The 23,033-nt window shown below is 40.4% G+C and carries 24 protein-coding genes and 11 tRNA genes; 22 read left to right on the top strand and 13 right to left on the bottom strand.

What is annotated here, in order from left to right; all coding sequences use genetic code 11:
- Positions 1–4: 4 nt before the first annotated feature.
- From bioA to JDF658_RS13445, 5 genes are all read left to right on the top strand, one after another.
- A complete protein-coding gene (gene bioA, locus JDF658_RS13465; protein WP_078666461.1) occupies positions 5–1,366 on the top strand; it encodes an adenosylmethionine--8-amino-7-oxononanoate transaminase in 1,362 nt (453 codons plus the stop codon).
- 12 nt (positions 1,367–1,378) lie between these two features.
- Positions 1,379–2,551, top strand: a complete 1,173-nt coding sequence (gene bioF / locus JDF658_RS13460; RefSeq protein ID WP_079908001.1) for an 8-amino-7-oxononanoate synthase — start codon at positions 1,379–1,381, stop codon at positions 2,549–2,551.
- Positions 2,551–3,240 carry a dethiobiotin synthase gene (bioD, locus tag JDF658_RS13455; protein WP_079908000.1) on the top strand — a complete coding sequence of 230 codons (690 nt, stop codon included), beginning with the start codon at positions 2,551–2,553 and terminating at the stop codon, positions 3,238–3,240. Before bioF ends, bioD begins: the two co-directional genes overlap by 1 nt.
- A 67-nt stretch (positions 3,241–3,307) precedes the next feature.
- Positions 3,308–4,120 (top strand): CAP domain-containing protein, encoded by an 813-nt coding sequence (locus JDF658_RS13450; protein WP_078666458.1) that lies wholly within the window; start codon positions 3,308–3,310, stop codon positions 4,118–4,120.
- 109 nt (positions 4,121–4,229) lie between these two features.
- On the top strand, positions 4,230–4,817 hold the full coding sequence (locus JDF658_RS13445) for a hypothetical protein (protein WP_078666457.1): 588 nt from the start codon (positions 4,230–4,232) through the stop codon (positions 4,815–4,817).
- A 102-nt stretch (positions 4,818–4,919) separates the two neighbouring features.
- Here the strand turns inward: JDF658_RS13445 and JDF658_RS13440 are convergent.
- The 11 genes from JDF658_RS13440 to JDF658_RS13390 form a co-directional block, all read right to left on the bottom strand.
- Positions 4,920–5,007, bottom strand: a tRNA-Leu gene (locus JDF658_RS13440).
- Positions 5,008–5,013: 6 nt separating this feature from the next.
- Positions 5,014–5,089, bottom strand: a tRNA-His gene (locus JDF658_RS13435).
- Between the two features lie 5 nt (positions 5,090–5,094).
- Positions 5,095–5,179: transfer RNA gene (locus JDF658_RS13430), tRNA-Leu, on the bottom strand.
- Positions 5,180–5,183: 4 nt separating this feature from the next.
- Positions 5,184–5,259, bottom strand: a tRNA-Met gene (locus JDF658_RS13425).
- Between the two features lie 10 nt (positions 5,260–5,269).
- A tRNA-Leu gene (locus JDF658_RS13420) sits at positions 5,270–5,357 on the bottom strand.
- Positions 5,358–5,368: 11 nt separating this feature from the next.
- A tRNA-Thr gene (locus tag JDF658_RS13415) sits at positions 5,369–5,444 on the bottom strand.
- A gap of 19 nt (positions 5,445–5,463) precedes the next feature.
- Positions 5,464–5,538, bottom strand: a tRNA-Arg gene (locus JDF658_RS13410).
- Between the two features lie 3 nt (positions 5,539–5,541).
- Positions 5,542–5,636: transfer RNA gene (locus JDF658_RS13405), tRNA-Ser, on the bottom strand.
- 8 nt (positions 5,637–5,644) lie between these two features.
- Positions 5,645–5,719 (bottom strand) — tRNA-Gly (locus tag JDF658_RS13400).
- A gap of 4 nt (positions 5,720–5,723) precedes the next feature.
- Positions 5,724–5,799 (bottom strand) — tRNA-Phe (locus JDF658_RS13395).
- 12 nt (positions 5,800–5,811) lie between these two features.
- Positions 5,812–5,890 (bottom strand) — tRNA-Asp (locus tag JDF658_RS13390).
- 462 nt (positions 5,891–6,352) lie between these two features.
- On the opposite strand from JDF658_RS13390, the gene JDF658_RS13380 reads away from it, so the two are divergent.
- From JDF658_RS13380 to JDF658_RS13365, 4 genes are all read left to right on the top strand, one after another.
- The gene (locus JDF658_RS13380; protein WP_078666382.1) at positions 6,353–7,195 is read left to right on the top strand and encodes a polysaccharide deacetylase family protein; all 843 of its coding nucleotides are present in this window, start codon (positions 6,353–6,355) and stop codon (positions 7,193–7,195) included.
- A gap of 238 nt (positions 7,196–7,433) precedes the next feature.
- Positions 7,434–8,123, top strand: coding sequence for a zinc metallopeptidase (locus JDF658_RS13375; protein ID WP_143312020.1), 690 nt, complete (start codon positions 7,434–7,436; stop codon positions 8,121–8,123).
- Positions 8,116–8,304, top strand: coding sequence for a hypothetical protein (locus JDF658_RS13370; protein WP_078666384.1), 189 nt, complete (start codon positions 8,116–8,118; stop codon positions 8,302–8,304). Before JDF658_RS13375 ends, JDF658_RS13370 begins: the two co-directional genes overlap by 8 nt.
- 11 nt (positions 8,305–8,315) lie before the next feature.
- Positions 8,316–8,789 (top strand): NUDIX hydrolase, encoded by a 474-nt coding sequence (locus JDF658_RS13365; protein ID WP_159446647.1) that lies wholly within the window; start codon positions 8,316–8,318, stop codon positions 8,787–8,789.
- Here JDF658_RS13365 and JDF658_RS13360 read toward each other — a convergent pair.
- Positions 8,781–9,626, bottom strand: coding sequence for a Sir2 family NAD-dependent protein deacetylase (locus JDF658_RS13360; RefSeq protein ID WP_159071877.1), 846 nt, complete (start codon positions 9,624–9,626; stop codon positions 8,781–8,783). The genes JDF658_RS13365 and JDF658_RS13360 overlap by 9 nt on opposite strands.
- A gap of 267 nt (positions 9,627–9,893) precedes the next feature.
- On the opposite strand from JDF658_RS13360, the gene mnmH reads away from it, so the two are divergent.
- The 13 genes from mnmH to JDF658_RS13295 all read left to right on the top strand — a co-directional run bounded on the left by mnmH (position 9,894) and on the right by JDF658_RS13295 (position 22,698).
- Positions 9,894–10,949, top strand: a complete 1,056-nt coding sequence (gene mnmH / locus JDF658_RS13355; protein WP_079907996.1) for a tRNA 2-selenouridine(34) synthase MnmH — start codon at positions 9,894–9,896, stop codon at positions 10,947–10,949.
- Positions 10,942–11,697 (top strand): DUF3388 domain-containing protein, encoded by a 756-nt coding sequence (locus JDF658_RS13350; RefSeq protein WP_078666388.1) that lies wholly within the window; start codon positions 10,942–10,944, stop codon positions 11,695–11,697. The genes mnmH and JDF658_RS13350 overlap by 8 nt, the downstream gene beginning before the upstream one ends.
- Positions 11,698–11,711: 14 nt before the next feature.
- Entirely contained in the window at positions 11,712–12,485 is a 774-nt protein-coding gene (locus JDF658_RS13345) for a RodZ domain-containing protein (RefSeq protein ID WP_079907994.1), read from the top strand.
- A 101-nt stretch (positions 12,486–12,586) separates the two neighbouring features.
- Positions 12,587–13,057, top strand: coding sequence for a hypothetical protein (locus JDF658_RS13340; RefSeq protein ID WP_143311860.1), 471 nt, complete (start codon positions 12,587–12,589; stop codon positions 13,055–13,057).
- Between the two features lie 23 nt (positions 13,058–13,080).
- The gene (locus JDF658_RS13335) at positions 13,081–14,136 is read left to right on the top strand and encodes a hydrogenase small subunit (RefSeq protein WP_079907993.1); all 1,056 of its coding nucleotides are present in this window, start codon (positions 13,081–13,083) and stop codon (positions 14,134–14,136) included.
- 14 nt (positions 14,137–14,150) lie between these two features.
- Positions 14,151–15,707, top strand: coding sequence for a nickel-dependent hydrogenase large subunit (locus tag JDF658_RS13330; RefSeq protein ID WP_078666392.1), 1,557 nt, complete (start codon positions 14,151–14,153; stop codon positions 15,705–15,707).
- Between the two features lie 12 nt (positions 15,708–15,719).
- Positions 15,720–16,346: a Ni/Fe-hydrogenase, b-type cytochrome subunit gene (cybH, locus tag JDF658_RS13325; protein WP_078666393.1), complete on the top strand. Its 627-nt coding sequence runs from the start codon at positions 15,720–15,722 to the stop codon at positions 16,344–16,346.
- Positions 16,300–16,788 (top strand): HyaD/HybD family hydrogenase maturation endopeptidase, encoded by a 489-nt coding sequence (locus JDF658_RS13320; RefSeq protein WP_079907991.1) that lies wholly within the window; start codon positions 16,300–16,302, stop codon positions 16,786–16,788. The genes cybH and JDF658_RS13320 overlap by 47 nt, the downstream gene beginning before the upstream one ends.
- A gap of 71 nt (positions 16,789–16,859) precedes the next feature.
- Positions 16,860–18,701, top strand: a complete 1,842-nt coding sequence (locus tag JDF658_RS13315; RefSeq protein WP_079907990.1) for a YgiQ family radical SAM protein — start codon at positions 16,860–16,862, stop codon at positions 18,699–18,701.
- Between the two features lie 37 nt (positions 18,702–18,738).
- Positions 18,739–19,170: a Fur family transcriptional regulator gene (locus JDF658_RS13310; protein WP_078666396.1), complete on the top strand. Its 432-nt coding sequence runs from the start codon at positions 18,739–18,741 to the stop codon at positions 19,168–19,170.
- Between the two features lie 37 nt (positions 19,171–19,207).
- Complete coding sequence (gene rimO / locus JDF658_RS13305; protein ID WP_078666397.1) at positions 19,208–20,545, top strand: 30S ribosomal protein S12 methylthiotransferase RimO; 1,338 nt, start codon at positions 19,208–19,210, stop codon at positions 20,543–20,545.
- The gene (gene pgsA / locus JDF658_RS13300; RefSeq protein ID WP_078666398.1) at positions 20,532–21,047 is read left to right on the top strand and encodes a CDP-diacylglycerol--glycerol-3-phosphate 3-phosphatidyltransferase; all 516 of its coding nucleotides are present in this window, start codon (positions 20,532–20,534) and stop codon (positions 21,045–21,047) included. The genes rimO and pgsA overlap by 14 nt, the downstream gene beginning before the upstream one ends.
- A gap of 115 nt (positions 21,048–21,162) precedes the next feature.
- Positions 21,163–22,698, top strand: coding sequence for an ATP-binding protein (locus JDF658_RS13295; protein ID WP_079907988.1), 1,536 nt, complete (start codon positions 21,163–21,165; stop codon positions 22,696–22,698).
- Here the strand turns inward: JDF658_RS13295 and JDF658_RS13290 are convergent.
- Positions 22,695–22,916 carry an alpha/beta-type small acid-soluble spore protein gene (locus tag JDF658_RS13290; protein ID WP_078666400.1) on the bottom strand — a complete coding sequence of 74 codons (222 nt, stop codon included), beginning with the start codon at positions 22,914–22,916 and terminating at the stop codon, positions 22,695–22,697. The two genes, JDF658_RS13295 and JDF658_RS13290, sit on opposite strands and share 4 nt — an antisense overlap.
- Positions 22,917–23,033: the final 117 nt, after the last annotated feature.

The raw sequence follows: 23,033 nt of genomic DNA, 5'->3' as shown, positions 1-23,033 counted from the left end.
TGCAATGACCTATTCCTATGATCAACTGGCTCAGTGGGATAAACAGTATGTCTGGCATCCTTTTACCCAAATGAAGGACTGGCTGGAAGAAGAGATTATAATAGTTGCCAGAGGGGAAGGAGTAAAGCTGTACGATACCGAAGGTCGGGAGTATTATGATGCTTTTTCCTCTATCTGGGTTAATATTCATGGACATAATGTAAAAGAGCTGAATGATGCTATTATTGATCAATTAGGGAAGATCGCCCATAGTAGTTACCTGGGTTATGGTAATATTCCAGCAACCCTGCTGGCTCGCGAACTGGTGGAAATTGCTCCTCCAGGTTTAGTCAAGGTTTTTTACTCCGATAATGGTTCTACTGCTGTCGAAGTTGCGGTGAAAATGGCCTTTCATTACTGGCGGCAGTGTCCAAATCCAAGACCGGAGAAAAACAAATTTCTAACCCTGATGAATGCTTATCATGGTGATACCATTGGAGCTGTTAGTGTGGGGGGAATTGATCTATACCATGGCACGTACAGGGACCTGTTATTTCCTACGATAAAGGTGGCTGCTCCTTATTGTTACCGTTGCCCCTTTGGAGCAAAGGCTGGTCAATGCGAGAAGGAATGTGAACAGGCTCTGGAAAAAGCTTTTGCCGAACATGCCCATGAACTGGCAGGTTGTGTAATTGAACCCGTAATTCAGGGAGCTGCTGGTATGATCACTCAGCCGCCCGGTTATGTGAAAAAAGTAAGGGAATTATGTGATCGATATGATGTTTTAATGATTTGCGATGAAGTTGCCACCGGATTTGGGCGTACCGGGGCACTGTGGGCAGTTAATCATGATGGTGTGTCCCCTGACTTGATGGCCATTTCCAAAGGCCTGACAGGTGGGTATATGCCTTTAGCTGTAACCCTGGCTACCCAAAAAGTCTATGACGCTTTTTATGGTGACTATGCTGAAATGAAAACCTTCTTCCATGGCCATTCCTATACAGGAAATCAGTTGGGGTGTGCTGTGGCCCTGGCCAGCCTGGAATTACTGAAAAAGCATAATTTGGTAACTGAAGCAGCAAGAAAAGCTGGAGTAGTTAAAAAGGTCTTGGCCGAATTCAATGAACTGCCCCATGTCGGGGATATCCGACAGGCGGGTCTGATGGTTGGGATTGAACTGGTTCGGGATAAACTGACGAAAGAACCCTATGATTGGCAGGAGAAGATGGGAATTAAAACCTGTTTGGCAGCACGAAAAAAGGGTCTGATTACTAGACCTTTAGGCAACAATATCGTTTTTATGCCGCCACTGGTCTCCAATGATGAACAGCTGCAGGAGATGTTAGAAATTATAAAGGCCAGTATCATTCAGGTTACTGAAGGCTAGGAGATGATGTGAATGGAATGGATAGAGCAAGAACTAGCCTTACTTAGAGAGAGGGAATTATACAGAGAGATTAAACCCCTTTATAGTGCTGCCCAACCGCATGTGCAGACTGCTGATGGCGAAAAACTGCTCTTTTGTTCTAATAACTATCTGGGTTTGACAACAGAGGAGAAAGTAGTCAATGCCTGTCAGGAGGCTGTACGCCAGTATGGTACTGGTACAGGTGGATCCCGGCTGCTTTATGGAGCCAATGCTTTGCAGGGACAACTAGAACAGGCTCTGGCTGAGTTAAAAAAGCAGGAGAATGCTTTGCTTTTTGGTACAGGTTATATGGCCAATATAGGGATTATTTCTACCATGGTAGGAAAAGAAGACTTGATTATAAGTGATGAACTCAATCATGCCAGTATAATTGATGGCTGCCGGTTGAGTAAGGCTAAGGTAGTTATTTATAAACACAATGACTATAAACACCTGGAGCAGCTGCTAAAAGAGAACTATAAGTTGTACAGACGGATACTGGTTGTTACTGATGGAGTTTTTAGTATGGACGGTGATTTAGCCCCTTTGCCTGAGATTGTCAAGAGCTGTCAGCGATATGGAGCCATGTTAATGGTAGATGACGCCCACGGTACCGGGGTCTTGGGGCCTGATGGTTCTGGAACGGTGGCAGAATATTCCCTTTCACCGGAAGAGGTTTTGTTACATATGGGTACTTTAAGCAAGGCCCTGGCTGCTGAGGGAGGATTTGTGGCTACAAGAAACATTGTAAAGGAATATCTAATCAATAAATGTCGCTCTTTCGTTTTTTCCACTGCCTTACCTCCAGCCGTTGTAGGGGCGGCTTTGCAGGCTGTGAAACTAATTAAAGTCGAGGCCTGGCGCCGCAATCGATTACGGTATCTGGCGATAGAAGTCAGAGCCCAGATAAGGAAGCTGGGTTACGATGTCCCAGATGGCATTACACCGATTATACCTATTATTATCGGTTCCTCAGCCAAGACCATGCAGTTGGCCCGGGAACTGTTTAAGAGAGGTATTATTGCTCCTGGAGTGAGACCACCAACTGTACCAGATGGCAGCAGTCGGTTGCGCGTGACTTTGATGGCGACTCATAGTGACAGCGATATAGAGATGCTGTTGCAAGCCCTTTATGAGTCGGGGAAACAGATAGGGGTGATATAATGGGGAAAGTGTTTTTTGTAACCGGGACAGATACCGAAGTCGGCAAAACTTTAATTACCGCTAGCCTGATTAGGGCAATGCGAAAAAGGGGGATGGAAGCAGGAGGATATAAACCATTGCAATCCGGGGTTGATGAGTGGTCAGCAAGTGATGCCGGCATACTCACTAGAATTTCCGGTTTGGAAGGGCAAGAAATCCTAACTTACAGTTTTTTGGAAGCAATTGCTCCTGCTTTTGCTATCAATAAGCATGAAGCATTCATAGATAAAATGGAAATAATCAACGAAATCGACAAATTACGAGGTAAGTTTGATATATTATTTGTGGAAGGGGCAGGGGGATGGCTGGTACCTTATTTTCCCGGGCAACTGGTCGCTGATTGGGCCAGTGAGTTGAAAGCTCCAGTGATTGTTATCGGAAGAGCAGCCCTTGGGACGATTAACCATACTCTCTTAACAGTGGAGGCGATACAAAATAGACAGCTAGAAGTAGCAGCGATCATACTTTCAGGAGCCACGCCTAGCAATCAAGAACTAGCTGAAATGAACAAACAATATATTAAAGAACATTTAAGCAATATACCCGTTTTCCTTGTTCCCTGGGTGGAGGGTGAAGACCAGTGGGAAAAAATTCAATCCCTTTCTGAGCAGCCCGAGATTCAACTGGCAATTCAATACCTTTGCTGCTAAAAATTACTGAAAGGAATCCCCTCCTTGATGAAGAATATATAAAACATACATTAAGGAGGGGTATTTTATGAAAAAAATTAGTAAATTAATCGTAGCAATCTTGATAAGCCTGCTTATGTTTTCCTCAGTAGCCTGGGCTAATGATTTGGAAATTTTAACGGCCAATGCACCTTATCGCATCTATCAAAATGCACCGGAAATAAAAGTTCTGGAACAATTATTAGTGGACAAAGGCTTTTTCACCAAAACCCCTGATGAATATTTTGACTTTACTACCTATCTTGCTGTAAAAGCAGTTCAAAAACAAATGGGAGTTTATCCTAATGGGGTTGCTGATAGCAGGGTTATTTCGTACTTAATTAATCAGAATAACGCTGCTGTTCCTGCACCTTCGATTGTGCAAAATACTGTTCCTAGTCCAGCAGTAACACAAGCAAATAACGGTTTTCTTGCACCAGCAGGGAGTAAGCTGGATGTATCCAGGGTACTTTATCCCCTAACCCAGGATGAACAAAAACTCCTGGAGTTAATTAATCAAGAACGGGTGAAAGTAGGGATTGCCCCGCTAAAATTCGATTATCGTCTGACGATTACCGCCCGGCTAAAAAGTCTCGATTTAATTAAAAACAACTATTTTGGCCATATCTCACCTGTATATGGCGCTCCATGGGCCATGATGGGGGCCGTTGGCGTGAAATATCTGGCAGCAGGGGAGAACATAGCAGGTACCTGGGCTACGGAGAGAGCCCATAATAATTTTATGAATAGTGCTGGCCACAGGGCCAATATTCTCAATCCTAAATATACTCACTATGGTGTAGGGATCATTAAAGGCGGTCCCTATGGCATGATGTTTACCGAGCATTTTGCCCAGGAATAAATGGGAACGGGGTGCATTTTTAACAGTGCTGCTGTTAGGCGGCACTTTTCTTTTTTTCCAGCATATTTTGGTATAGGAACGAGTGATTAGGCAAAAGGAGGTATATATAATGAGCGAACGTCAGGTTCCAGCTACTCAGTGTATCCCGGTCATTATGCGGAAAGTATGTGCCTGGGCCCGGGGATGTGAGTGTAATGAACATGATTTGACAACATTTAATGAAGGACAGCCAATTCCTGATGATGCCTGTCCAATTCACTGTGGAGTTGCCAATGTCAGCGTTACTGAAGCGACTTATGATGGGTTAGAGTTTTGTTTAAAAGTACAGTATACGGTTACAGTCGTGTTTACTTATTCTGGTGGAATTGGAATGGCAACTGGTACATTTAACGTTACTGTCTGCATACCAGCCAATGTTGTGCCAGGCGGCTGTATTGTTTGTACCCCACCAGAATTTAATGTATGTGGCATAATCGAAGATATACGTTGTTGTAAAGCTGTATTTACAGTAATTCAAATTAATAATGCTCCTGTCAATGCTATTCATGTCGAAGTTCAAAAGAAGATCTTTGCTGAAGCCGATGCAAATGCTATCGTTTGCCTGCCAGTATGTACTGAACAGTGCATTGAACTACCAGAGCCCACTCAGCCCGGTGGCTGTGCGGGCTTTAGCCAGCCCTGTGACTGTTGCCCTTAATTAGAAAAAGCGGCCTTGTAGCCGCTTTCTTTCATTAAGCAATATATTAAAAGCCCCTGCTTATCCGGCAGGGGTTTCGCAGTTTAGGTAAGAGGGAAGGGGTGGTGCCGGAGACCGGACTTGAACCGGTACGGGCTTTTGGCCCGCGGGATTTTAAGTCCCGTGCGTCTGCCTGTTCCGCCACTCCGGCATAAGATGGGGTGACCGATGGGAGTCGAACCCACGCATGCAGGGGCCACAACCCTGTGCCTTAACCACTTGGCGACGGTCACCATGTTGGTGCGGAAGGAGGGACTTGAACCCTCACGGGTTTCCCCACACGCCCCTCAAACGTGCGCGTCTGCCGGTTCCGCCACTTCCGCATGCTGGTAGCAGTGGTAGGATTCGAACCTACGACACATCGGGTATGAACCGATTGCTCTAGCCCCTGAGCTACACTGCCATATTAAAACTGGTGCCGAAGGCGAGACTCGAACTCGCACGTGGGGTAACCACGCCAGATTTTGAGTCTGGTGCGTCTGCCAATTCCGCCACTTCGGCAGGTGATAGAGTGGAGCCACTAACCGGGATTGAACCGGTGACCTCATCCTTACCAAGGATGCGCTCTACCTACTGAGCTATAGTGGCATATTTTACACCCATACTATGGTGCGCCCGGTAGGAATCGAACCTACGCGCCAGGTTCCGGAGACCTGCGCTCTATCCACTGAGCTACGGGCGCTAGTGGCGGAGAGAGAGGGATTCGAACCCTCGATACGGGTTTTAGCCCGTATAGTCGCTTAGCAGGCGACCGCCTTCGACCTACTCGGCCATCTCTCCGCAAAGACTGGAGCGGAAGACGGGATTCGAACCCGCGACCCTCGCCTTGGCAAGGCGATGCTCTACCACTGAGCCACTTCCGCATGCTGGTGCCACGGGACGGAATCGAACCGCCGACACGAGGATTTTCAGTCCTCTGCTCTACCAACTGAGCTACCGTGGCATGATTTGAAACTGGCGGAGCCGACGGGATTCGAACCCGCGACCTCCTGCGTGACAGGCAGGCATCCTAGACCAGACTAGACCACGGCTCCATTTCACTGGAAAATATCTTAGCATCAATCTTTTATGTTGTCAAGACGCCATTTGAGTTCACCGCGTGGCGAGGACACTTGATAAGATACTACATGACAATGTAAATGTCAATAGGTTTTTCGAAAATTATCACTTGTTTTTAGACGGCAAACTCTGGTAGAATATAAAAAAATACAACTATGGGGGGAAGAATATGTTTAAGTGTTCGTCCTGCGAACTTTGTGGGAGAGAGGTAGATGCGGAGTTAATGTGTACCTTGACGCTGACTGAGGAAAACAAAGAGGACAGGGCTTGCTGGTGTGTTTGTGCCGATTGTAAGGAGAAGTTTCTCGAAAATATCGATCGCGTATATAAAGAATTAATTGAGGATATGAGGAAAAAATGATTTTAAGGCCGCCTGGCGGCCTTTTTTATGTATGGTAGCTGCAAAAGGGGGAATAATTAGTTATGAGGTGATATAAATGAAAAAGATAGCGTATATAATTGCATTTGTTATAGGCTTTACCGGGATAATTTGGTTTCTAAGCCAGAAAGCAACTCCTATTGCAAAAACTAAACCCATAACTAAATCGAATTCAGCTGAGAAGATGTCTCTGCCGGCAGTAAATCTTTCTAACAAACCTTTAGCCTGGGGTTTTAAAAAATCACAGAATGAGCAAGGGCCAGGGATTACGCTGGAACAAGAGGAAACTTTAAGAAAATATGGTGTATTATATCGGATTCCCACGGGAAAAAAAGAAGTAGTATTAACCTTTGATTTGGGTTATGAGAATGGTTATACCGACCACATCATCGAGGTTCTAAATCGTCATGGAGTTAAAGCTACATTTTTTGTTACAGGGCATTGGTTAAAGAACAATCATGATTTGGCCCAAAAGATGGTGGCCAATGGCCACATTGTTGGCAACCATACCATTAACCACCCAAGTTTACCCCAACTGAATCGAAAAAAGTTAAAAGAAGAAGTTGAACCTTTACAACTGGAAATTGAACGGGTCACAGGACAGAAAGCCATTTATCGCTATTTACGACCTCCAAAGGGAGAATATAGTGAGCAAGTGCTGGATCAATTACAAAAAATGGGCTATACGACGGTATTGTGGAGTGTCGCCATTCCTGATTGGAAACCAATGCCAGGTGGTAGTCAGGCCGTTATCAAACAGGTTATGGCGCAGATACATCCAGGTGCTATCATTCTTTTGCATGGGGTCTCGGCGGATGTAGATCAAGGGCTGGACGAACTGTTAAATCAAATAGCTATTAAAGGTTATAAAGTTATTCCAATAGAAAAAACCAAAATCTGATATTGACAAAAATTCGATACTTTGCTATAAATATATTAGGTAAAAAACCATAATATTAACAGGGGAGTAGCTGGCTAACGCAAAGCGTTAGCTTTACAAGGTCGTCAATACGGCACGAGCCCGGCCTTGTAAGACGTATGTCAAGCAAGACCTGCATTAATCCGGTGATTACTGGATAATGTTGGTCTTTTTCTGTTATTATTCATAATAAATAAATTTAAAAGGAGTGATTTGTTATATGATTTTTTGGACACCCTATGATTGGCTGTTATTACCTGCAATTCTGCTGGCATTGTATGCACAATTGAAAGTTACAACGACTTTTTCACAGTATAAGAACAAACTAAACTCGCAAGGTTTAACAGGAGCTGTGGTGGCTCGTATTTTACTGGACAAAATGGGTTTATCCCATATACCTGTTCAGATCACGGAAGGTTTTCTAGGGGACCATTACGATCCAATCCATAAAGTTGTAAGATTGTCACCTGACATATATTACGGTAACTCGATAGCAAGTCTGGCTGTTGCAGCTCATGAAGTAGGGCATGCCGTGCAGCATAGTGAGGGATACTGGGCCTTAGTTGCCAGACACAGGATTTTTCCCCTCGTAAATATCGGGTCATTTCTGTCCTGGCCCCTGTTGCTCCTGGGCTTCTTCTTCCACGCTGCCAACCTGATTGAGTTGGGTATACTTGTGTTTTCCTTTACTGTGCTTTTCCAGGTCATTACTTTACCAGTAGAGTTTAATGCTAGTTCAAGAGCTGTAAATTTGCTAAGCAGTACTGGTCTAATAACTCGCAGTGAATCGCCGGCAGTAAGTGCTGTTTTGCGAGCTGCTGCCCTAACTTATGTGGCTGCAGCTGTAACGGCTGTTCTGGAGCTATTGCGTTTGATTTTGATTTTTGGAGGGATAAATCGAGATGAATAAAAATAAAAAGGAAACATTAATTATCTGTCCTATCTGCCAGAGCAGAGATATTGGTATACTTCGACAGAATCTGTGGTTTTGCCGTGCGTGTTTTTGTGAGTTAGTAGAAAAAAGCGGTAAAATTGTAGCATTTGGGATTGAGCAGGATGGAAGCCTAAAAAAGATCGAAAAAAGTGCTTAGGAGTGTTGTTTGTGGCTAAAGAAATTTGGTCCAGGGAAGAGGTTGTAAGAGGGAAGAAGATAATCTTCTCCTGGTTGCACAGTAAAGATGCCGTAGTGATACTGGCTAAACGAGCGGATAATAAAATCGCATTTGTTCAGCAAAGAAGGCCGGCTATTGATAAAATTTTGTTAGAACTGCCTGCTGGTGGAATCGAAAAAGGCGAAGACCCTCTCCTGGCTGCTCAGCGAGAATTGAAGGAGGAAACGGGCTGGACTGGTAGTGACTGGGTGTTATTAACCTCTTATTTCCCCAGTCCCGGAATTACTGACGAGAAAATGTATGTTTTTTCATGTAAGCTGAAAGATCAAGCAGATCAGGAGTTAGATGAAGGTGAGGAAATAGATGTACTTTATTTTACGCCTGAAGAAGCTTTAAACATGATTAAGCGAAAAGAAATTATCGATGGCAAGACAATTATAGCATTATTATTGTCCTCATTGTAATTTTAACCAATCCTCTGCAGTCATTTTTATTTTTATGAGGTGCCTGCGGAGGATTTCATAATTTTTTATATCACAGTGAGGTCCGTTAATAATATAAATGGGAATTTTGCGGGGATTTTGCTTTATCCCAAGCAACAACAACATTTTTATATCATAGTCGGTTGCAGGAAGGGAATAGCCTATGATAACAATGCGGTCTGATTTTTTAATAGCATTTATGGCATAATTATAAAAGGGAATTAAGGGGCTATAATGTTCAGCGATTGTAATTTGTGGAGGGACTATCAAAGGCAATAAGGGATAGTGGCATTTAGGGCAAATCATTCCTGTTTGCCAAGAGCTATGAAAAGTATAATACTTACATCTGCTACACCACGACCAGCTGATACTCCCATGTAACTTTAGCAAATTTCTTGTCTTGCCTTTGATTCCGCTTCGTTCCAAAATGGTATCATAATTTAATGTGATCACTGTGTCTCGCGGTTTGAGACGCTCAATGAAATTCCGGTAGATTGCAAAATCAGCTTTATCCAGTTGACAATTCACGGAGTTGGCCAGTTCCTTGATGATTACATTTAATATTTCCGAAGTATGTTGGCATTGATTGTTATAATAACAGTGGAGAGTAAGTCGGCTAATTAATTCATCTATTTCACAATTGCTAATCCAATCTTTTTTCGTGGGGAAAATGTGTTTATAGATCCAGTGTTTCATTTTATTAATGTTAGGTTTATCGTGTTGGTCAAAGATCTTCTCCATTAACTCACGACCCAGTGGGGCTCCGGCTGCTTTAGAAAATCCTGAGCCCAGCAAATATACAGTTTTATGGGTTTTCATAATTATCCCTCCCGTTATAGAGTGAAAAAAATCAGGAGACAATATTCCGGGAGGGATCGCGATGCATAAAAACATTAAACGGATTAGAATACGTGCCGTAAGAAAGCAAAACTTCGTCAGAAGGGAAATTGATGAAAATTATTATGTTACGGATGACTATTTTGCTGATGGGAGGGGAGAATTTTAATCCTGCTCCCTTTTTACTTGCAGATAGCGTATTTGCATGATACACTTAATTTGGAAAAGTATATAGAAGGAGAACTGTAAATGGTTAAGGAAATAGAAATAGCAGAGGCACTTAAACTAACTAATGCTATTTTTGTAGATATAAGGGCACCGAAAGAGTTTCAAGAAGCAACCATACCTGGTGCTATCAATATACCACTTTTTAATGATGAAGAAAGAGCTGAAATTGGTACTATTTACAAACAAATTTCCCCTGAACAAGCTAAATTGCGGGGTTTGGAAATCGCTGGACCCAAAATTTATTCGCTGGTAAAAGAGGTAAAGGAAAAAGCAGGCGATAAAATTCCTGTAATTTTTTGCTGGCGTGGAGGTCATAGGTCAAAGTTCTTTGCTTATATCTTGAATTTTATGGACATAAATTGTTTGCGTTTGATTGGTGGATATAAAGCATTCCGTCGCTTAGTCCACAGATATTTTAGCAGTGCAGATTTACCTGGGGCAATTGTGCTTTATGGAAATACGGGCACAGGCAAAACTGAAATAATTAATAAATTATTAATAGAAAAAAATCTGCCGGCTATTGATTTGGAAAAACTAGCCAATAACCGGGGCTCGGTATTTGGTGCCATCGGTCTAGGAGAACAACCAACCCAGAAAAACTTTGAAGGCCTATTGTTTCAACACTTAATGAAAGTGGAACAATCCCATAACTTCTTTATTGTAGAAGGGGAGAGCAAACGGATTGGCCGTTTATTATTACCGGAAAAATTTTTCACCACTATGCAGACTGGACACAAAGTGTTAATTTACGCTAGCATAGAAACCAGAACCCAAAGAATTGTAGAAACATACTTAAAAAATTACTGGAATGACCCTGAACAGAGAATGGAATTATCTGCAGCTGTATATAGATTAAGACAACGCCTTGGCAATGAAAAAGTAAAAACTCTTTTGGAAATGTTACTTGAAGGTAACTTAGATGAATTCGCAAGAATATTAATTGAAGAATATTATGATCAGGTCTATGGATTCCCCAATCATCCTGATCCTGAATTTGATGTATGTATATCCAGTGACAATATCAATGAGTGTGTAGAGGAATTAGAGAAATACTTTAGGAGAATAGCTCATGTCTAAAAAGTATTTTGAGTATTTGAATTTAGATAATCGCCCAGGACTGTTAGGAGATATTGCTACTTTAATAGGTTTATATAAAATAAATATATTACAAGTTAGTGGTGTCAGTGGTAACTGGAGATGTTTTCTCCTGGAAGGAGAGGACCAGGCTCTGGAAGCTTTTTTTCAAGCGGCTGCACGCATTCCTTCAATTCAAGTGCTGGCCTGGAGAAAGCCACTGTTTTTGGATTATCTTGCTGTGAAGCATGGTCAAAAAATCCAGCCTGTAAAATCTGAACCGGCCACTTATCAATTTACTCGTAATGATATTGGAGTAATGATAGATTTTCTTGGCGAGATAATCGAAAAACAATCACCAATATTAATTGGTTTACGGGGAAAACCCAGAGTCGGGAAAACAGAATCGGCTATTGCTGCTTGTGTTTATGCCAATAAACGCTGGACGCTGGTATCGTCTTCACTGTTACGGCAAACTATCCGGGAATCGCTGGGAAATATTGATAATGAGCATATTTACTTAATTGATGGTATTATCACCTATACAAGAGGTGGCTATAAGCATAAAGAATTAGTTTTAGAATTAGTGAGAAATTACACTTGTGTAGTTGAACATCCTGATTTTTTAGTCAATCATGGACTTTTAACATGGTCAGATTTTGCTTATTTAGTAGAACTAAGAGCAACTCCTACGGAAGAAATAAATTATGAAGATATCGCACTTAGTATTAATGCCTTTGATTTAAGTTAACGGAGGGATAAGTGTTGGGCGGAATTGGTGAAGAACTCAGACAAGCTCGGGAGCGTATGAATTTAACCTTACAAAAAGTAGAAGAAGAAACTAATATGCGCTGGCGTTATTTAGAGGCTCTTGAAAAAGAAGAATGGGACAAGATTCCTGGTGAGGCTTATGTTAAAGGATTTTTACGTAATTATGCAACTTATCTTGGTTTAGACCCCGATGAGATTCTTTTGCGTTACAAAACCCAGCGTTTTCAGAATGTTAAAATAGGGGAAGAAGAGGTAATAAAAGTTAACAGAGCCAATATCAAAGCGGAGAGGAAAAAAGAGAAAAAAATTTTTAGCAAGTTATTTGTAGTAGCTGTAGGAGTCCTGGCGGTAATTTTAGTCTTTTATATTTATAACAAACCGCAAAACATAAATATTAGTCAAAAACATCCTCGAATAGCTGAAAAAAAGTCAGAAAGCCCTAAACAGCAATTACCAGTACAACAACCCCAGCAACCGCAAGAAAAACCGTCAGAAACAACGCAGCCTCCACCGACCGTTGAAAAGAAAAAAATTGCGATAACAGTAGAGATTGTTCAAGAGACATCCTGGTTGCAGATTGAAACGGAAAAAGGGATTGTCTGGCAGGGAATAGCAGGTAAAGGGCAGAAATTATCATTTGAAAGTGATAAAATGATTAAATTATGGGTGGGTAATGCTGCAGCAGTTAAATTAAAAGTTAACGGCCAGGATCTTGGTACAATGGGCAAGAAAGGTGAAGTTATTAAAAAAACATTATATCCACAGTAAAAAAAACTGAAAGAAAATTAGGCACAACTCATAGTTGTGTCTATTTTTTTTACATAAGTACTTATGGGGATTATTAAGGTTTAGAAGGAATTTTCTTATTATTGTCGAAATTATGGGCAAATGACTGGGGTGATGTTTCTATGACGGCAGAGAAAAAGTTAACCAGAGCAGAATTCTTCAACTGGTTCATCAAAAAATCAATGGAAAAAGCTGTGGAAGTTGGTGACGAGTTGATAAAAAAAGCTTCTACGTTAGGGCTAGAGGTTAACGAGGGGGTAGTTCTCTGCGGTCTAGAAGATGTATCATCAACACCTAAAAAAATCTTTTATCGAAATAATACTTATTTTTTATGGGCTTGGAACCATAGTTTTGCTCTGACTTACTCAATTTGTCCACATGACCGGTTTCCACTAATGCTGCGGCGGGAGTACCAGGAATTTTTTTGTCCTTTATGCCAGAAAAGCTGGTCCTGGGAAAATACGGCCTGGCAGGAGATCGGTAATATCCCAGTTGAGGTTATTGACAGCAAGGTGTTGCTAAGTTCTGAGGCCCAGTCATTACTAGCTCAATAAAATCAACCAGGAGGTGCAAGTATATGGATTTGCTGGAAAGATTGATTTCCCGAGGGATCTCTCGAAGAGACTTTGTAAAACTATGCGCTACCACTGCGGCGGCCATCGGCCTGGGGGAGGGGGCTGCACCACAGGTGGCAGCTGCAGTTGAGAGCGCTGCCAAAAAACCAGCAGTAATCTGGCTGGAAGGGCAGGATTGTGCTGGATGCAGTGAATCTTTTTTGGCTACCATTAAACCCAGTGCAGCTGAAGTTGTACTGGATATGATTTCTTTGCGCTACCACGAAACGGTAATGGGTTCTTCCGGGACCATTGCCGAAGAAGTTCTGGAAGAAACCATTAAAGAGGGTGGCTATGTATTAGTTGTTGAAGGCTCTGTACCAACTGAAAATGATAAGTTTTGTTATGTTGCTGGAAAACCATGGCGTGAAACACTGATTAAAGCAGCGCAAAATGCTAGTGTTGTTCTGGCTGCTGGAGCTTGTTCTGCCTACGGTGGTATTCCAGCTGCTGGACCAACGGGAGCAAAAGGTGTGGCAGATGTGGTTGATGAACAAACCAAGCAAAAGGTGATCAACTTGCCACATTGCCCAGTGAAACCATCAGTACTGCTGGCAACGATTATTTATTACCTTACTTACAAGTCTGCTCCGGAACTGGATGCCTACAGACGCCCAAAACTATTCTACAGTAACCTCTTACATGACAATTGTCCGCGCCGTGGTCATTTTGAAAATGGCGAGTTTGTTACCGACTGGAATGATCCGAAACAAAAGGATTATTGTTTGTTACTGATGGGGTGCAAGGGACCAAAAACCTATACCAACTGTGCTCAGGTCTGGTGGAATGATGGTGCCAACTTCTGTATTAATGCAGGTTCTCCCTGCGCTGGTTGTTCACAACCAGAGTTTTATCATAAATTTACTCCCTTATATGACAAACAGGAAATTATTCAGAAGGAACTGCCTGGTATTGGAGCAACTAATGTTGATACCATCGGAAAAGTAATCGGTGGTGCTGCTGCTGTTGCTGCAGCTGTCCATTTTGCAGGAAGCAAACTTACCAAGAAAGAAGAATAAGGGGGTAATAATCCATGGCTGAAAAAATTGTGATTGATCCCGTTACTAGAATAGAAGGTCATTTGAGTATAACAGTAGAAGTTGAAAATGGTGTTGTTAAAGATGCCTGGTCTGCTGGTACAATGTTCCGTGGCTTTGAAGTGCTGTTGCAGGGTAAAGACCCACGGGATGCAGTATATGTAACAGACAGGGTTTGCGGTGTCTGTACTGGTTCTCATGGTTGGGCTTCTGCATTGGCATTAGATGAGGCCTTTGGCGCCACTGTTCCCGAAGCAGGAGTTTTGATGCGTAACCTGATGATGGGGGCAATCTGGTTGCACGACCATCCGCTGCATTTCTATCACTTAAGTGCTTTGGATTACATTGATGTTACTGCTGTTGCCCAGTATAAAGGAAATGATCCCAAGCTTAACGCTGTGAAAGACAAAATTGTTGCCCTGGTGCAGGCTGGTGATGCTCATCCGCTGGTACCCAGATATCAGCCTGATGAGTTTTCTGTAAAGGATCCTGAGCTGGTAACAACTGCTGTTTATCACTATCTATTTGCTCTGGATATGCAGGCTAAGGCCAAGCGTATGGCAGCTTTACTGGGCGGAAAGATTCCTCACAACTCTGCCATGGTAGTAGGTGGATTTACCAATTTCCCATCAGTAGAAACACTGAACAATTATCGTAGCTTGTTACTGGAACAAATTGATTTCCTGGAAAATGTCTATCTGAAGGATGTGCTGATCTTTGGTACAGGGCCTCTACTGCCGCTGGCACAGGCTGGTATTGGAGGCGGTTATGGTAACTTCATGGCTTATGGTGGTTTCCATGATGATGTCGAGAAAAAGAATTTGTTCTTTAAGCCCGGTGTAATTGTTAATGGAAATATTGACCAGGTATTAGAATTTACTCCGGATAAAATAACCGAAGAAATTACCTATTCCTGGTACAATGGTGAAGCTAAACATCCAAGTGAAGGCGAAACTAAAGTAAACCCGGACAAGGAAAACGCTTACTCTTTTGTTAAGGCGCCGCGGTATGAGGCCTATGCAATGGAAGTAGGACCTCTTGCCAGAATGTTGATTAATAAGCCTCAGGTACTGATGGATGTAATTAAGAAATACAATATTAAGCCGGGGGCTGTGGCTCGCCATGCTGCCCGTGCTGTGGAGGCTGTCCTGTTGGCAAAACAGCTGCTGGTATGGGTAGACAAAATGTACGAACTTATTGGCAAAGGCGATATAAAGATTCATGACAATACAAAATGGCAGCCACCCAAAGAAGGAAAAGGTGCTGGTTTAAATGAAGCTCCGCGCGGTGCGCTTGGTCACTGGGTCAATATTAAAGATCAAAAAATTGAAAACTATCAGCTGGTAGTGCCTTCAACCTGGAACTTCTCACCCCGGGATGACAAAAAGAAACGGGGACCGGTTGAAGAGGCATTAATTGGTGTTCCAGTGCCTGATCCGAAGAACCCCATTAATGTAGTACGGGTAGTACGTTCCTTTGACCCGTGTCTCTCATGTGCTATTCACTTAATTGAACCTGAAACTAATGAAATTCTCAAGTATCGAGTATTATAGGGGGTGTAGAGAATGGCTCATTCGGCCGACCACCCGCGCACTACCAGGGTTTATCATTGGATCAATCTTGTTTCAATGGCTGTGCTAATATTGACTGGTTTTTATATTCACCGACCTTTTGCTCCTGGTTATATGTTTGAGGCCAGGTTGTTACATTTCATTTTCATGTATGTGCTGTTTTTCAACCTCTTGGGCAGAATAATTTATGCTTTTTTAGGCAGATATGCTGATGCTGGCCAGTTTTCCTTTGGCATTAAGGATATTAAGGCTTTATGGGAAGTAGTAAAGTATTATGCTTTCATTGGGCCCCATCCCCAAAAAAGCGGGAAGTATAATGCTCTGCAAAAACTCTCCTACCTGGGGATTGTGGTAATAATCCTGTTCCAGGCAGTAACTGGTTTTGCCCTTTATCGGCCAGAACTCTTTTCCTCTGTGGTTACTACTCTAGGAGGATTACATGCTTTACGGATGACCCATTACCTGGTGATGTGGATTATCATCGCTTTCACCATTATCCATGTATATATGGCCTCAACAGAAACACCTGAACAGGTAAAATTGATGCTATTTGGTATAGAAGAAGGTAAAGAACATGCGGGACAAGAAAAAGTTGCAGGTATTAGTTCTGGGCATCGGTAATGAAATCCTACAAGATGAAGGTTTAGGGATTCATGCTGCCAGAATGCTGGAAAAAATGAATTTGCCAGAAGAAGTAGAGGTAATTGCCGGTGGGACTGCTGGGTTAGCCCTTTTACCTCTGTTGAAAGAGAAGGATTATTTAATAGTTATCGATGCTGTTAATGCCAGAACGGAACCAGGGGCAATTTTTAAATTCAAGCCAGACCAGGTAGATGTATACCCCCTGGAATACCAGCTATCCTTTCATCAATTGGGTTTGTATGATGTATTAAGGGTTGCGCAGCTATTAGGAGATTGCCCGGATACAACTATTTTTGGGATGCAGCCAGGAACTATTTCCTGGGGTATGGAGCTAACCCCTCCAATAGCTGATAATTTACCACGCCTGGTTGAACTGGTTGTTGAAGAAATCAATAAAATTCTCGGCAAGGGACCCCATTAAGGGTCCCTTGTTTGTGATATAATAGCTAATGATAAAAACTATCGTCAGTTGTAGAGGAGTTTGTGAAAAAGATGCAACAACCAGAGTTTGTACCGATGTCAAAAGAGGAAATGAGTAATTTAGGCTGGCATTATCTTGACTTTATTCTGATCACAGGTGATGCCTATGTTGACCATCCCAGTTTTGGCTCTGCTATTATTAGCAGAGTATTAATTGAAAATGGCTTTAAAGTAGGGATTATCGCCCAACCCAACTGGAAGAAAAAGGATGATTTTAAAAAGTTAGGAGCACCTCGTTTTGGCTTCCTGGTAACAGCCGGTAATTTGGACTCCATGGTAAATCATTATACAGCGGCCAAAAAAAGAAGAAAAAGAGATGCCTATTCCCCTGGCGGGAAAATGGGATTAAGACCTGATTATCCGACTCTAGTTTATACCCAGGTTATTAAAGAAATTTTTCCGGATAAAAAGGTGATTCTTGGCGGCATTGAAGCAAGTCTGCGGCGTTTTGCCCACTATGACTTCTGGCAGGACAAAATTTTACCTTCTTTTTTAATCCTTTCAGGAGCTGATCTGTTGTTATACGGGATGGCGGAAAAAAGTATTGTAGAGCTAGCATTAGAATTAAAGAAAGGTAGTAAGGGTAATTATAAAAATATTCGTGGTTTATGTTATGTTGCTTCAAAAGAAGAAATTGGTACTTTAGATCCAAAGAATGTGATATTTTTGCCTGATTATGAGAGTATTTGTCGGGATAAGCTGGTATATGCTGAAGCATTTCGAAAACAATATCTTGAACAGGATCCTTTTTGGGGTAAAATTTTAATTCAACCTTATCGAGACAAGGGATTTCTAGTTCAAAATCCGCCAGCTTTTCCCCTTAAGGAAACTGAATTTGATCAGATTTATGAATTGCCTTTTCAAAGAAAATGGCATCCAATCTATGACAAGGATGGAGGAGTGCCGGCTCTTTCCGAGGTGATATTTTCCATAACTGCTAATCGTGGTTGCTATGGCGGTTGCAACTTTTGCGCTTTAACAATGCATCAAGGGCGAATCGTTCAAAGCAGAAGCAAAGAATCAATTGTAGAGGAAGCAAAAAAATTAGTTAACCAGCCAGAGTTTAAAGGCTATATTCATGATATTGGTGGACCAACTGCTAATTTTTTAGGACCTGCCTGTTCTAAACAGGCAGTGGCCGGAGCGTGTAAAAACAGACAGTGTTTATTTCCTGAACCCTGTGAACATTTAAAACCCAGACATGATAAATTTCTGGAAATATTACGAAGTGTACGTAACCTAAAAGGGATAAAAAAAGTCTTTGTTCGATCTGGTATTAGATATGATTATTTACTGGCAGATAGAGAAAAGGAGAAAATAGTTGAGGAATTATGTAAACATCACATTAGTGGGCAGTTGAAAGTGGCACCTGAGCACATTTCAAAGGTTGTCCTTTACTGTATGGGGAAACCAGCAATAGAACAATTCGAAGAGTTTAAACAGCTTTATGAGCTAACTAATAGAAGGTTAGGACTTAAACAGTATCTGGTACCCTACTTAATGTCTTCCCATCCGGGTAGTACACTGGAAGATGCGGTAAAATTAGCGGTATATTTAAAGAAAAATAAAATGAAGGTAGAACAGGTGCAGGATTTTATTCCTACCCCTGGCAGTTTATCTACGACTATGTATTATACCGGCATTAACCCTCTAACAGGCAAAAAGGTGTATGTTCCGAAAAGTATGCATGATAAAGCTTTACAAAGAGCTTTAATTCAGTACTGGTTACCACAAAATTATCATCTGGTAAAAGAGGCTTTGATTAAGACAGGGCATAGTGAATTGATTGGCAACGGCCCAGGCTGTTTGATTCCCGCTAAGCCTCCGAAGATTGACATTCAACAGCGAAGTTAATATAATTTATTAAGATAGACATGATGGTGGTGGGATTGTGTCTAAAACTATTGAAGAGATTTGCCAGCTTTTAGCAGAGAAAGATTATAAATTAACACCCCAGCGTAGGATTATCATGGAAACCTTTCTTGAGCATGGTGAAAGACATTTATCGGCCGAGGATATCTACAGTTTGGTCAAATCCAAACATCCTGAAATTGGAATGGCAACTGTATATCGTACACTAGATTTACTGGCGGATTTAGGTGTTTTACAAAAAATGAATTTTGGTGATGGGAGAAGTAGATATGAATTTAGTGAACAAGATGAACATCATCATCATCATTTAATTTGTTTATCCTGTGGAGAAGTATTGGAGTTTGCTGATGATTTACTGGATTCCCTGGAGAAAGCAATAGCTGAGGCAACTCAGTTCAAAATAACAGATCATCAGCTTAAGTTTTATGGTTACTGCAAGAAATGTCAGTAATGACATTTCTTTTTTTGCTCACGGAAGGAGTAGAAAAATGGTTAGAGTAGGACTTGTATCTTTGGGATGCGCAAAAAACCGGGTTGATTCAGAAGTAATGTTGGGACATTTGTTTAATAAAGGATATACTATAACCGATAATGCCGAGGAAGCTGATGTGTTGATTATAAACACCTGTGGCTTTATTCAGTCTGCAAAAGAGGAATCTATAGAAACTATTCTTGAAATGGCACAATATAAAGAAAAGGGTAAATGTCAGGCTCTTGTGGTTACTGGGTGTTTGAGTAAGAAATATCATGATGAATTAGAAAAAGAACTTCCTGAAGTAGATGGTTTTCTGGGTACTAATGAAATCGATAAAATCGGTGATGTAGTTGAACAGATACTGGCTGGTAAAAAAATCGCCGAAGTTAATAAAAAAGATGATTACCTTTATGACTCGTCTAAACCACGTATCTTAACAACCCCTAATTTTTATGCGTATGTAAAAGTAGCAGAGGGTTGTAATAACCGCTGCCATTATTGTACAATCCCGGTAATCAGAGGAGCGTTTCGCAGTCGTAAGAAAGAAGATATTTTAAATGAAATTAATTTATTAGGAGAACGGGGAGTAAAGGAAATCCTATTAATAGCGCAAGATACTACCAGTTATGGTCTTGACCTGTATGGTAAGCCAGAGTTAGTTGATTTATTACAAGAAATCAATAATAATAACAACATAAATTGGATTAGAGTATTATACAGCTATCCTATATTTTTTTCCGATGAATTAATCAAAACCATTAAGAATTTGCCGAAAGTCTGTCATTACCTTGATATTCCTTTACAACATTGTAGTGATAAAATTTTAACCACTATGAACCGAAAAGGTAATAAACAGTTCATAAAAGATTTAGTTTATAAGCTGCGGACTGAGATACCAGATATAGTTTTGCGTACCAGTTTTATAGTAGGTTTGCCTGGCGAAACCGAAGATGACTTTAATGAGTTATTGGAGTTCATGCAAGAAATGCAATTTGACCGGGTTGGAATTTTTACTTATTCCCGGGAAGACGGAACCGTTGCTTACAATATGGAGAACCAAGTGCCTGAAAACCTTAAAAAACAACGTTGGGAAAGAGCTATGCAGGTACAACAAGAAATATCCTATGCCAAAAACCAGCAACGAGTAGGGAAAACCTTTTTAGTTTTAGTTGAAGGGACAACTTCTGAAGGATTATATTTTGGTCGGAGCCAGTATGAGGCTCCCGAAGTGGATGGCAAAATCTTTTTCTCATCAAATCAGAGTTTAGCCTCAGGTAATTTTGTTAATATAAGGATTACTGAAGCTTACGAGTATGATTTGTTAGGGGAGATTGTGCATGAATCTAGCTAATAAATTAACATTGATCCGGATCTTTTTAGTACCAATATTTATGATAATACTCGTAAGCAAATTGCCTTACGGAAAGTGGATTGCCTTTGCAGTTTTTCTTCTGGCAGCATCAACTGATGGACTTGATGGTTATATTGCCCGTTCTCGAAAACAGATTACACGACTAGGTAAATTTCTGGATCCTTTAGCTGATAAATTACTGATTTCAGCGGCTCTAGTTTCCCTTGTTGAGCTGCGGGAAATTCCAGCCTGGGTTGCAATAATTATTATAGGACGTGAGTTTGCCATTACAGGGTTACGGTCTATTGTTGCTGCAGAAGGTGTTGTTGTAAGCGCAAGCATATTAGGTAAGTTAAAAACTATCATGCAAATAGTTGCGATTAGTGCCTATTTGATTAATTTCCCTTTTGCTTCGGTTTTTATGGGTTTGGCAGTGATAATGACAATTTGGTCTGGAGTTGACTATTATTTAAAACTAAGGCCGTGGCTTAAAAATAAGTAAAGACTATTTTTGTCGTTTTCGACAAAAATAGTCTTTTTTTTATCTTTTTCATCAAAGGATTGAATTAGAGTTTGTAGAAAATAAAATACAAGTTTTTTGGGGAGGTGATATTAGCTTGTTCTATAATCAAATTATTAAGTTAATAAAAACTGCCGTATATTTATTGCCGGTTATAATATTATTTATCAGCCATTATATTACAATTAATCCAATATTACATATATTAATTTGGGAAATGTTCGCATTACCTGTTTATTTTCTTTTGTGTGAAAATAAAAGTACCCTGGCTATTTATTTGATAATATTATCAACAGCGGGTATAATAATAGAAATCATTAATTATTATAAGTCTTTAGATATATTCTCTCTTGGTTTAATTTTATTAATACATATCCTTGTTGTTTTAATTAATAGTATTGCTGCCTTAAATTATAATCAGGTATTACAGAATCAGATTAAACTACAGGAGCGTTTAAAACGATTAGCTATTATTGATCCATTAACGCATTTAATAAATGGGAAATATTTTTTAATGAAATTGGATGAGGAAATATCGCGTGCTAAAAGAGAGAATAAAAAATTTACTGTTGCAGTATATAAAATAGTTAATTTAAACAAACTGGAATCGGGTGTTAGAAATGGTTGTCTGGAATGGAATCTAACTAGGATTGCTGAAATTTTAAGACAAACCATCAGAAATTTTGATACTGTTGCGCGTTTGAAAGATGATGTTTTTGCAGTTTTATTAACCAATTCTGATTTGGAACAAGCCCACGAGATAAAAGAAAGATTTGAAAAAAAGTTGCAGGAAAATGTAAATACAAGAAAATGGAAATTTAGTGGGTATTCACAACATGATAACCTGTATGTTCTAGCTGGTTATGCTGTTTATCCTAAAGATCATAACGAGGGACAAGGATTATTAGAAGTAGCTGAACAAAATCTTGAAGTGAGCGAAAAAAACTATAAATACAAAGTAACTCAGGATTGGTTGAAATCGGAAAGATATGCATTAATGGAGCAGATGTCTGCCAGCTTGGCCCATGAAATCAAAAACCCATTAACCTCTGTACGAGGTTTCATTCAATTACTACAGAACCGGGAACAAGACTTTCATGAAAAAGAACACCTGCGAATTATCCTGGACGAACTGGATCGTATGAACAAGTTAATTCATGAATTTTTATCTTTTTCAACAAAAAAAAATACACGAAAATTTTTTGATATTAATCAGCTTATTGATGATATAATATTTATTATGTCTAGTTTAGTCCATGACAAAAATATTAAAATTGAAAAAAGGAGTGAGTTAAAGAATTCATTATTGTATGGACAACCCGAGAAAATTAAGCAGGTGTTTATTAACTTAATAAGAAATTCCATTGAAGCAATCAATTGCAATGGCAAGATAACAATTATTTTACAGGAAGATGGGAACTATCTTCTAATGTCCGTTAAAGACAATGGTTGTGGAATAGATAGAGAAACAATAAAAAATATTTTTAAACCATTTTATACGACTAAAGAAACTGGAACAGGATTAGGACTGAGTATATCAGCTCAAATTATAAAAGAACATCAAGGAGAAATTTGGGTAGACAGCGAAAGAGGAATAGGTACTACCTTTAAAATAAAACTGCCCAGAAATTAAATATTATATTTATTTATAAGCATGGTCTCGGCTCTTTTAATCATTGCTTTTACCATCTTTCCTCCAATTTCACCACCAACTTTACCACATTCTTCAGCGGTAACATCACCCCAGTAACCATTTTCAATTTTAGGTAAGATACCTATTTCTTTCGCAATTTCATACTTGAACTGATCTAGTGTGGATTTAGGCAATAACTGTTCTACAAATTTAGGCATTAGAATCACTCCTTTTTTAGTTTCTGATCTTATTTTCTGTACCATAAAATAAAAATATAATAGTATTGTGATGGTGAGTTTGGATGTTCTTTGTAAATTTAGTGTTTAATTTTATTC

Origin of the sequence: Carboxydocella sp. JDF658 (assembly GCF_002049395.1) — a bacterium.
Taxonomy (GTDB): Bacteria; Bacillota.
Note: the sequence above shows the minus strand (reverse complement) of the source record. Positions and strands in the feature narration are given on the sequence as shown.

Coding starts and splice junctions, on each gene's coding strand:
- bioA (WP_078666461.1), top strand. CDS start 5: ATGACCTATTCCTATGATCAACTGGCTCAGTGGGATAAACAGTATGTC.
- bioF (WP_079908001.1), top strand. CDS start 1,379: ATGGAATGGATAGAGCAAGAACTAGCCTTACTTAGAGAGAGGGAATTA.
- bioD (WP_079908000.1), top strand. CDS start 2,551: ATGGGGAAAGTGTTTTTTGTAACCGGGACAGATACCGAAGTCGGCAAA.
- JDF658_RS13450 (WP_078666458.1), top strand. CDS start 3,308: ATGAAAAAAATTAGTAAATTAATCGTAGCAATCTTGATAAGCCTGCTT.
- JDF658_RS13445 (WP_078666457.1), top strand. CDS start 4,230: ATGAGCGAACGTCAGGTTCCAGCTACTCAGTGTATCCCGGTCATTATG.
- JDF658_RS13380 (WP_078666382.1), top strand. CDS start 6,353: ATGAAAAAGATAGCGTATATAATTGCATTTGTTATAGGCTTTACCGGG.
- JDF658_RS13375 (WP_143312020.1), top strand. CDS start 7,434: ATGATTTTTTGGACACCCTATGATTGGCTGTTATTACCTGCAATTCTG.
- JDF658_RS13370 (WP_078666384.1), top strand. CDS start 8,116: ATGAATAAAAATAAAAAGGAAACATTAATTATCTGTCCTATCTGCCAG.
- JDF658_RS13360 (WP_159071877.1), bottom strand. CDS start 9,626: ATGAAAACCCATAAAACTGTATATTTGCTGGGCTCAGGATTTTCTAAA.
- mnmH (WP_079907996.1), top strand. CDS start 9,894: ATGGTTAAGGAAATAGAAATAGCAGAGGCACTTAAACTAACTAATGCT.
- JDF658_RS13350 (WP_078666388.1), top strand. CDS start 10,942: ATGTCTAAAAAGTATTTTGAGTATTTGAATTTAGATAATCGCCCAGGA.
- JDF658_RS13335 (WP_079907993.1), top strand. CDS start 13,081: ATGGATTTGCTGGAAAGATTGATTTCCCGAGGGATCTCTCGAAGAGAC.
- JDF658_RS13330 (WP_078666392.1), top strand. CDS start 14,151: ATGGCTGAAAAAATTGTGATTGATCCCGTTACTAGAATAGAAGGTCAT.
- cybH (WP_078666393.1), top strand. CDS start 15,720: ATGGCTCATTCGGCCGACCACCCGCGCACTACCAGGGTTTATCATTGG.
- JDF658_RS13320 (WP_079907991.1), top strand. CDS start 16,300: ATGCGGGACAAGAAAAAGTTGCAGGTATTAGTTCTGGGCATCGGTAAT.
- JDF658_RS13315 (WP_079907990.1), top strand. CDS start 16,860: ATGCAACAACCAGAGTTTGTACCGATGTCAAAAGAGGAAATGAGTAAT.
- rimO (WP_078666397.1), top strand. CDS start 19,208: ATGGTTAGAGTAGGACTTGTATCTTTGGGATGCGCAAAAAACCGGGTT.
- pgsA (WP_078666398.1), top strand. CDS start 20,532: ATGAATCTAGCTAATAAATTAACATTGATCCGGATCTTTTTAGTACCA.
- JDF658_RS13290 (WP_078666400.1), bottom strand. CDS start 22,916: ATGCCTAAATTTGTAGAACAGTTATTGCCTAAATCCACACTAGATCAG.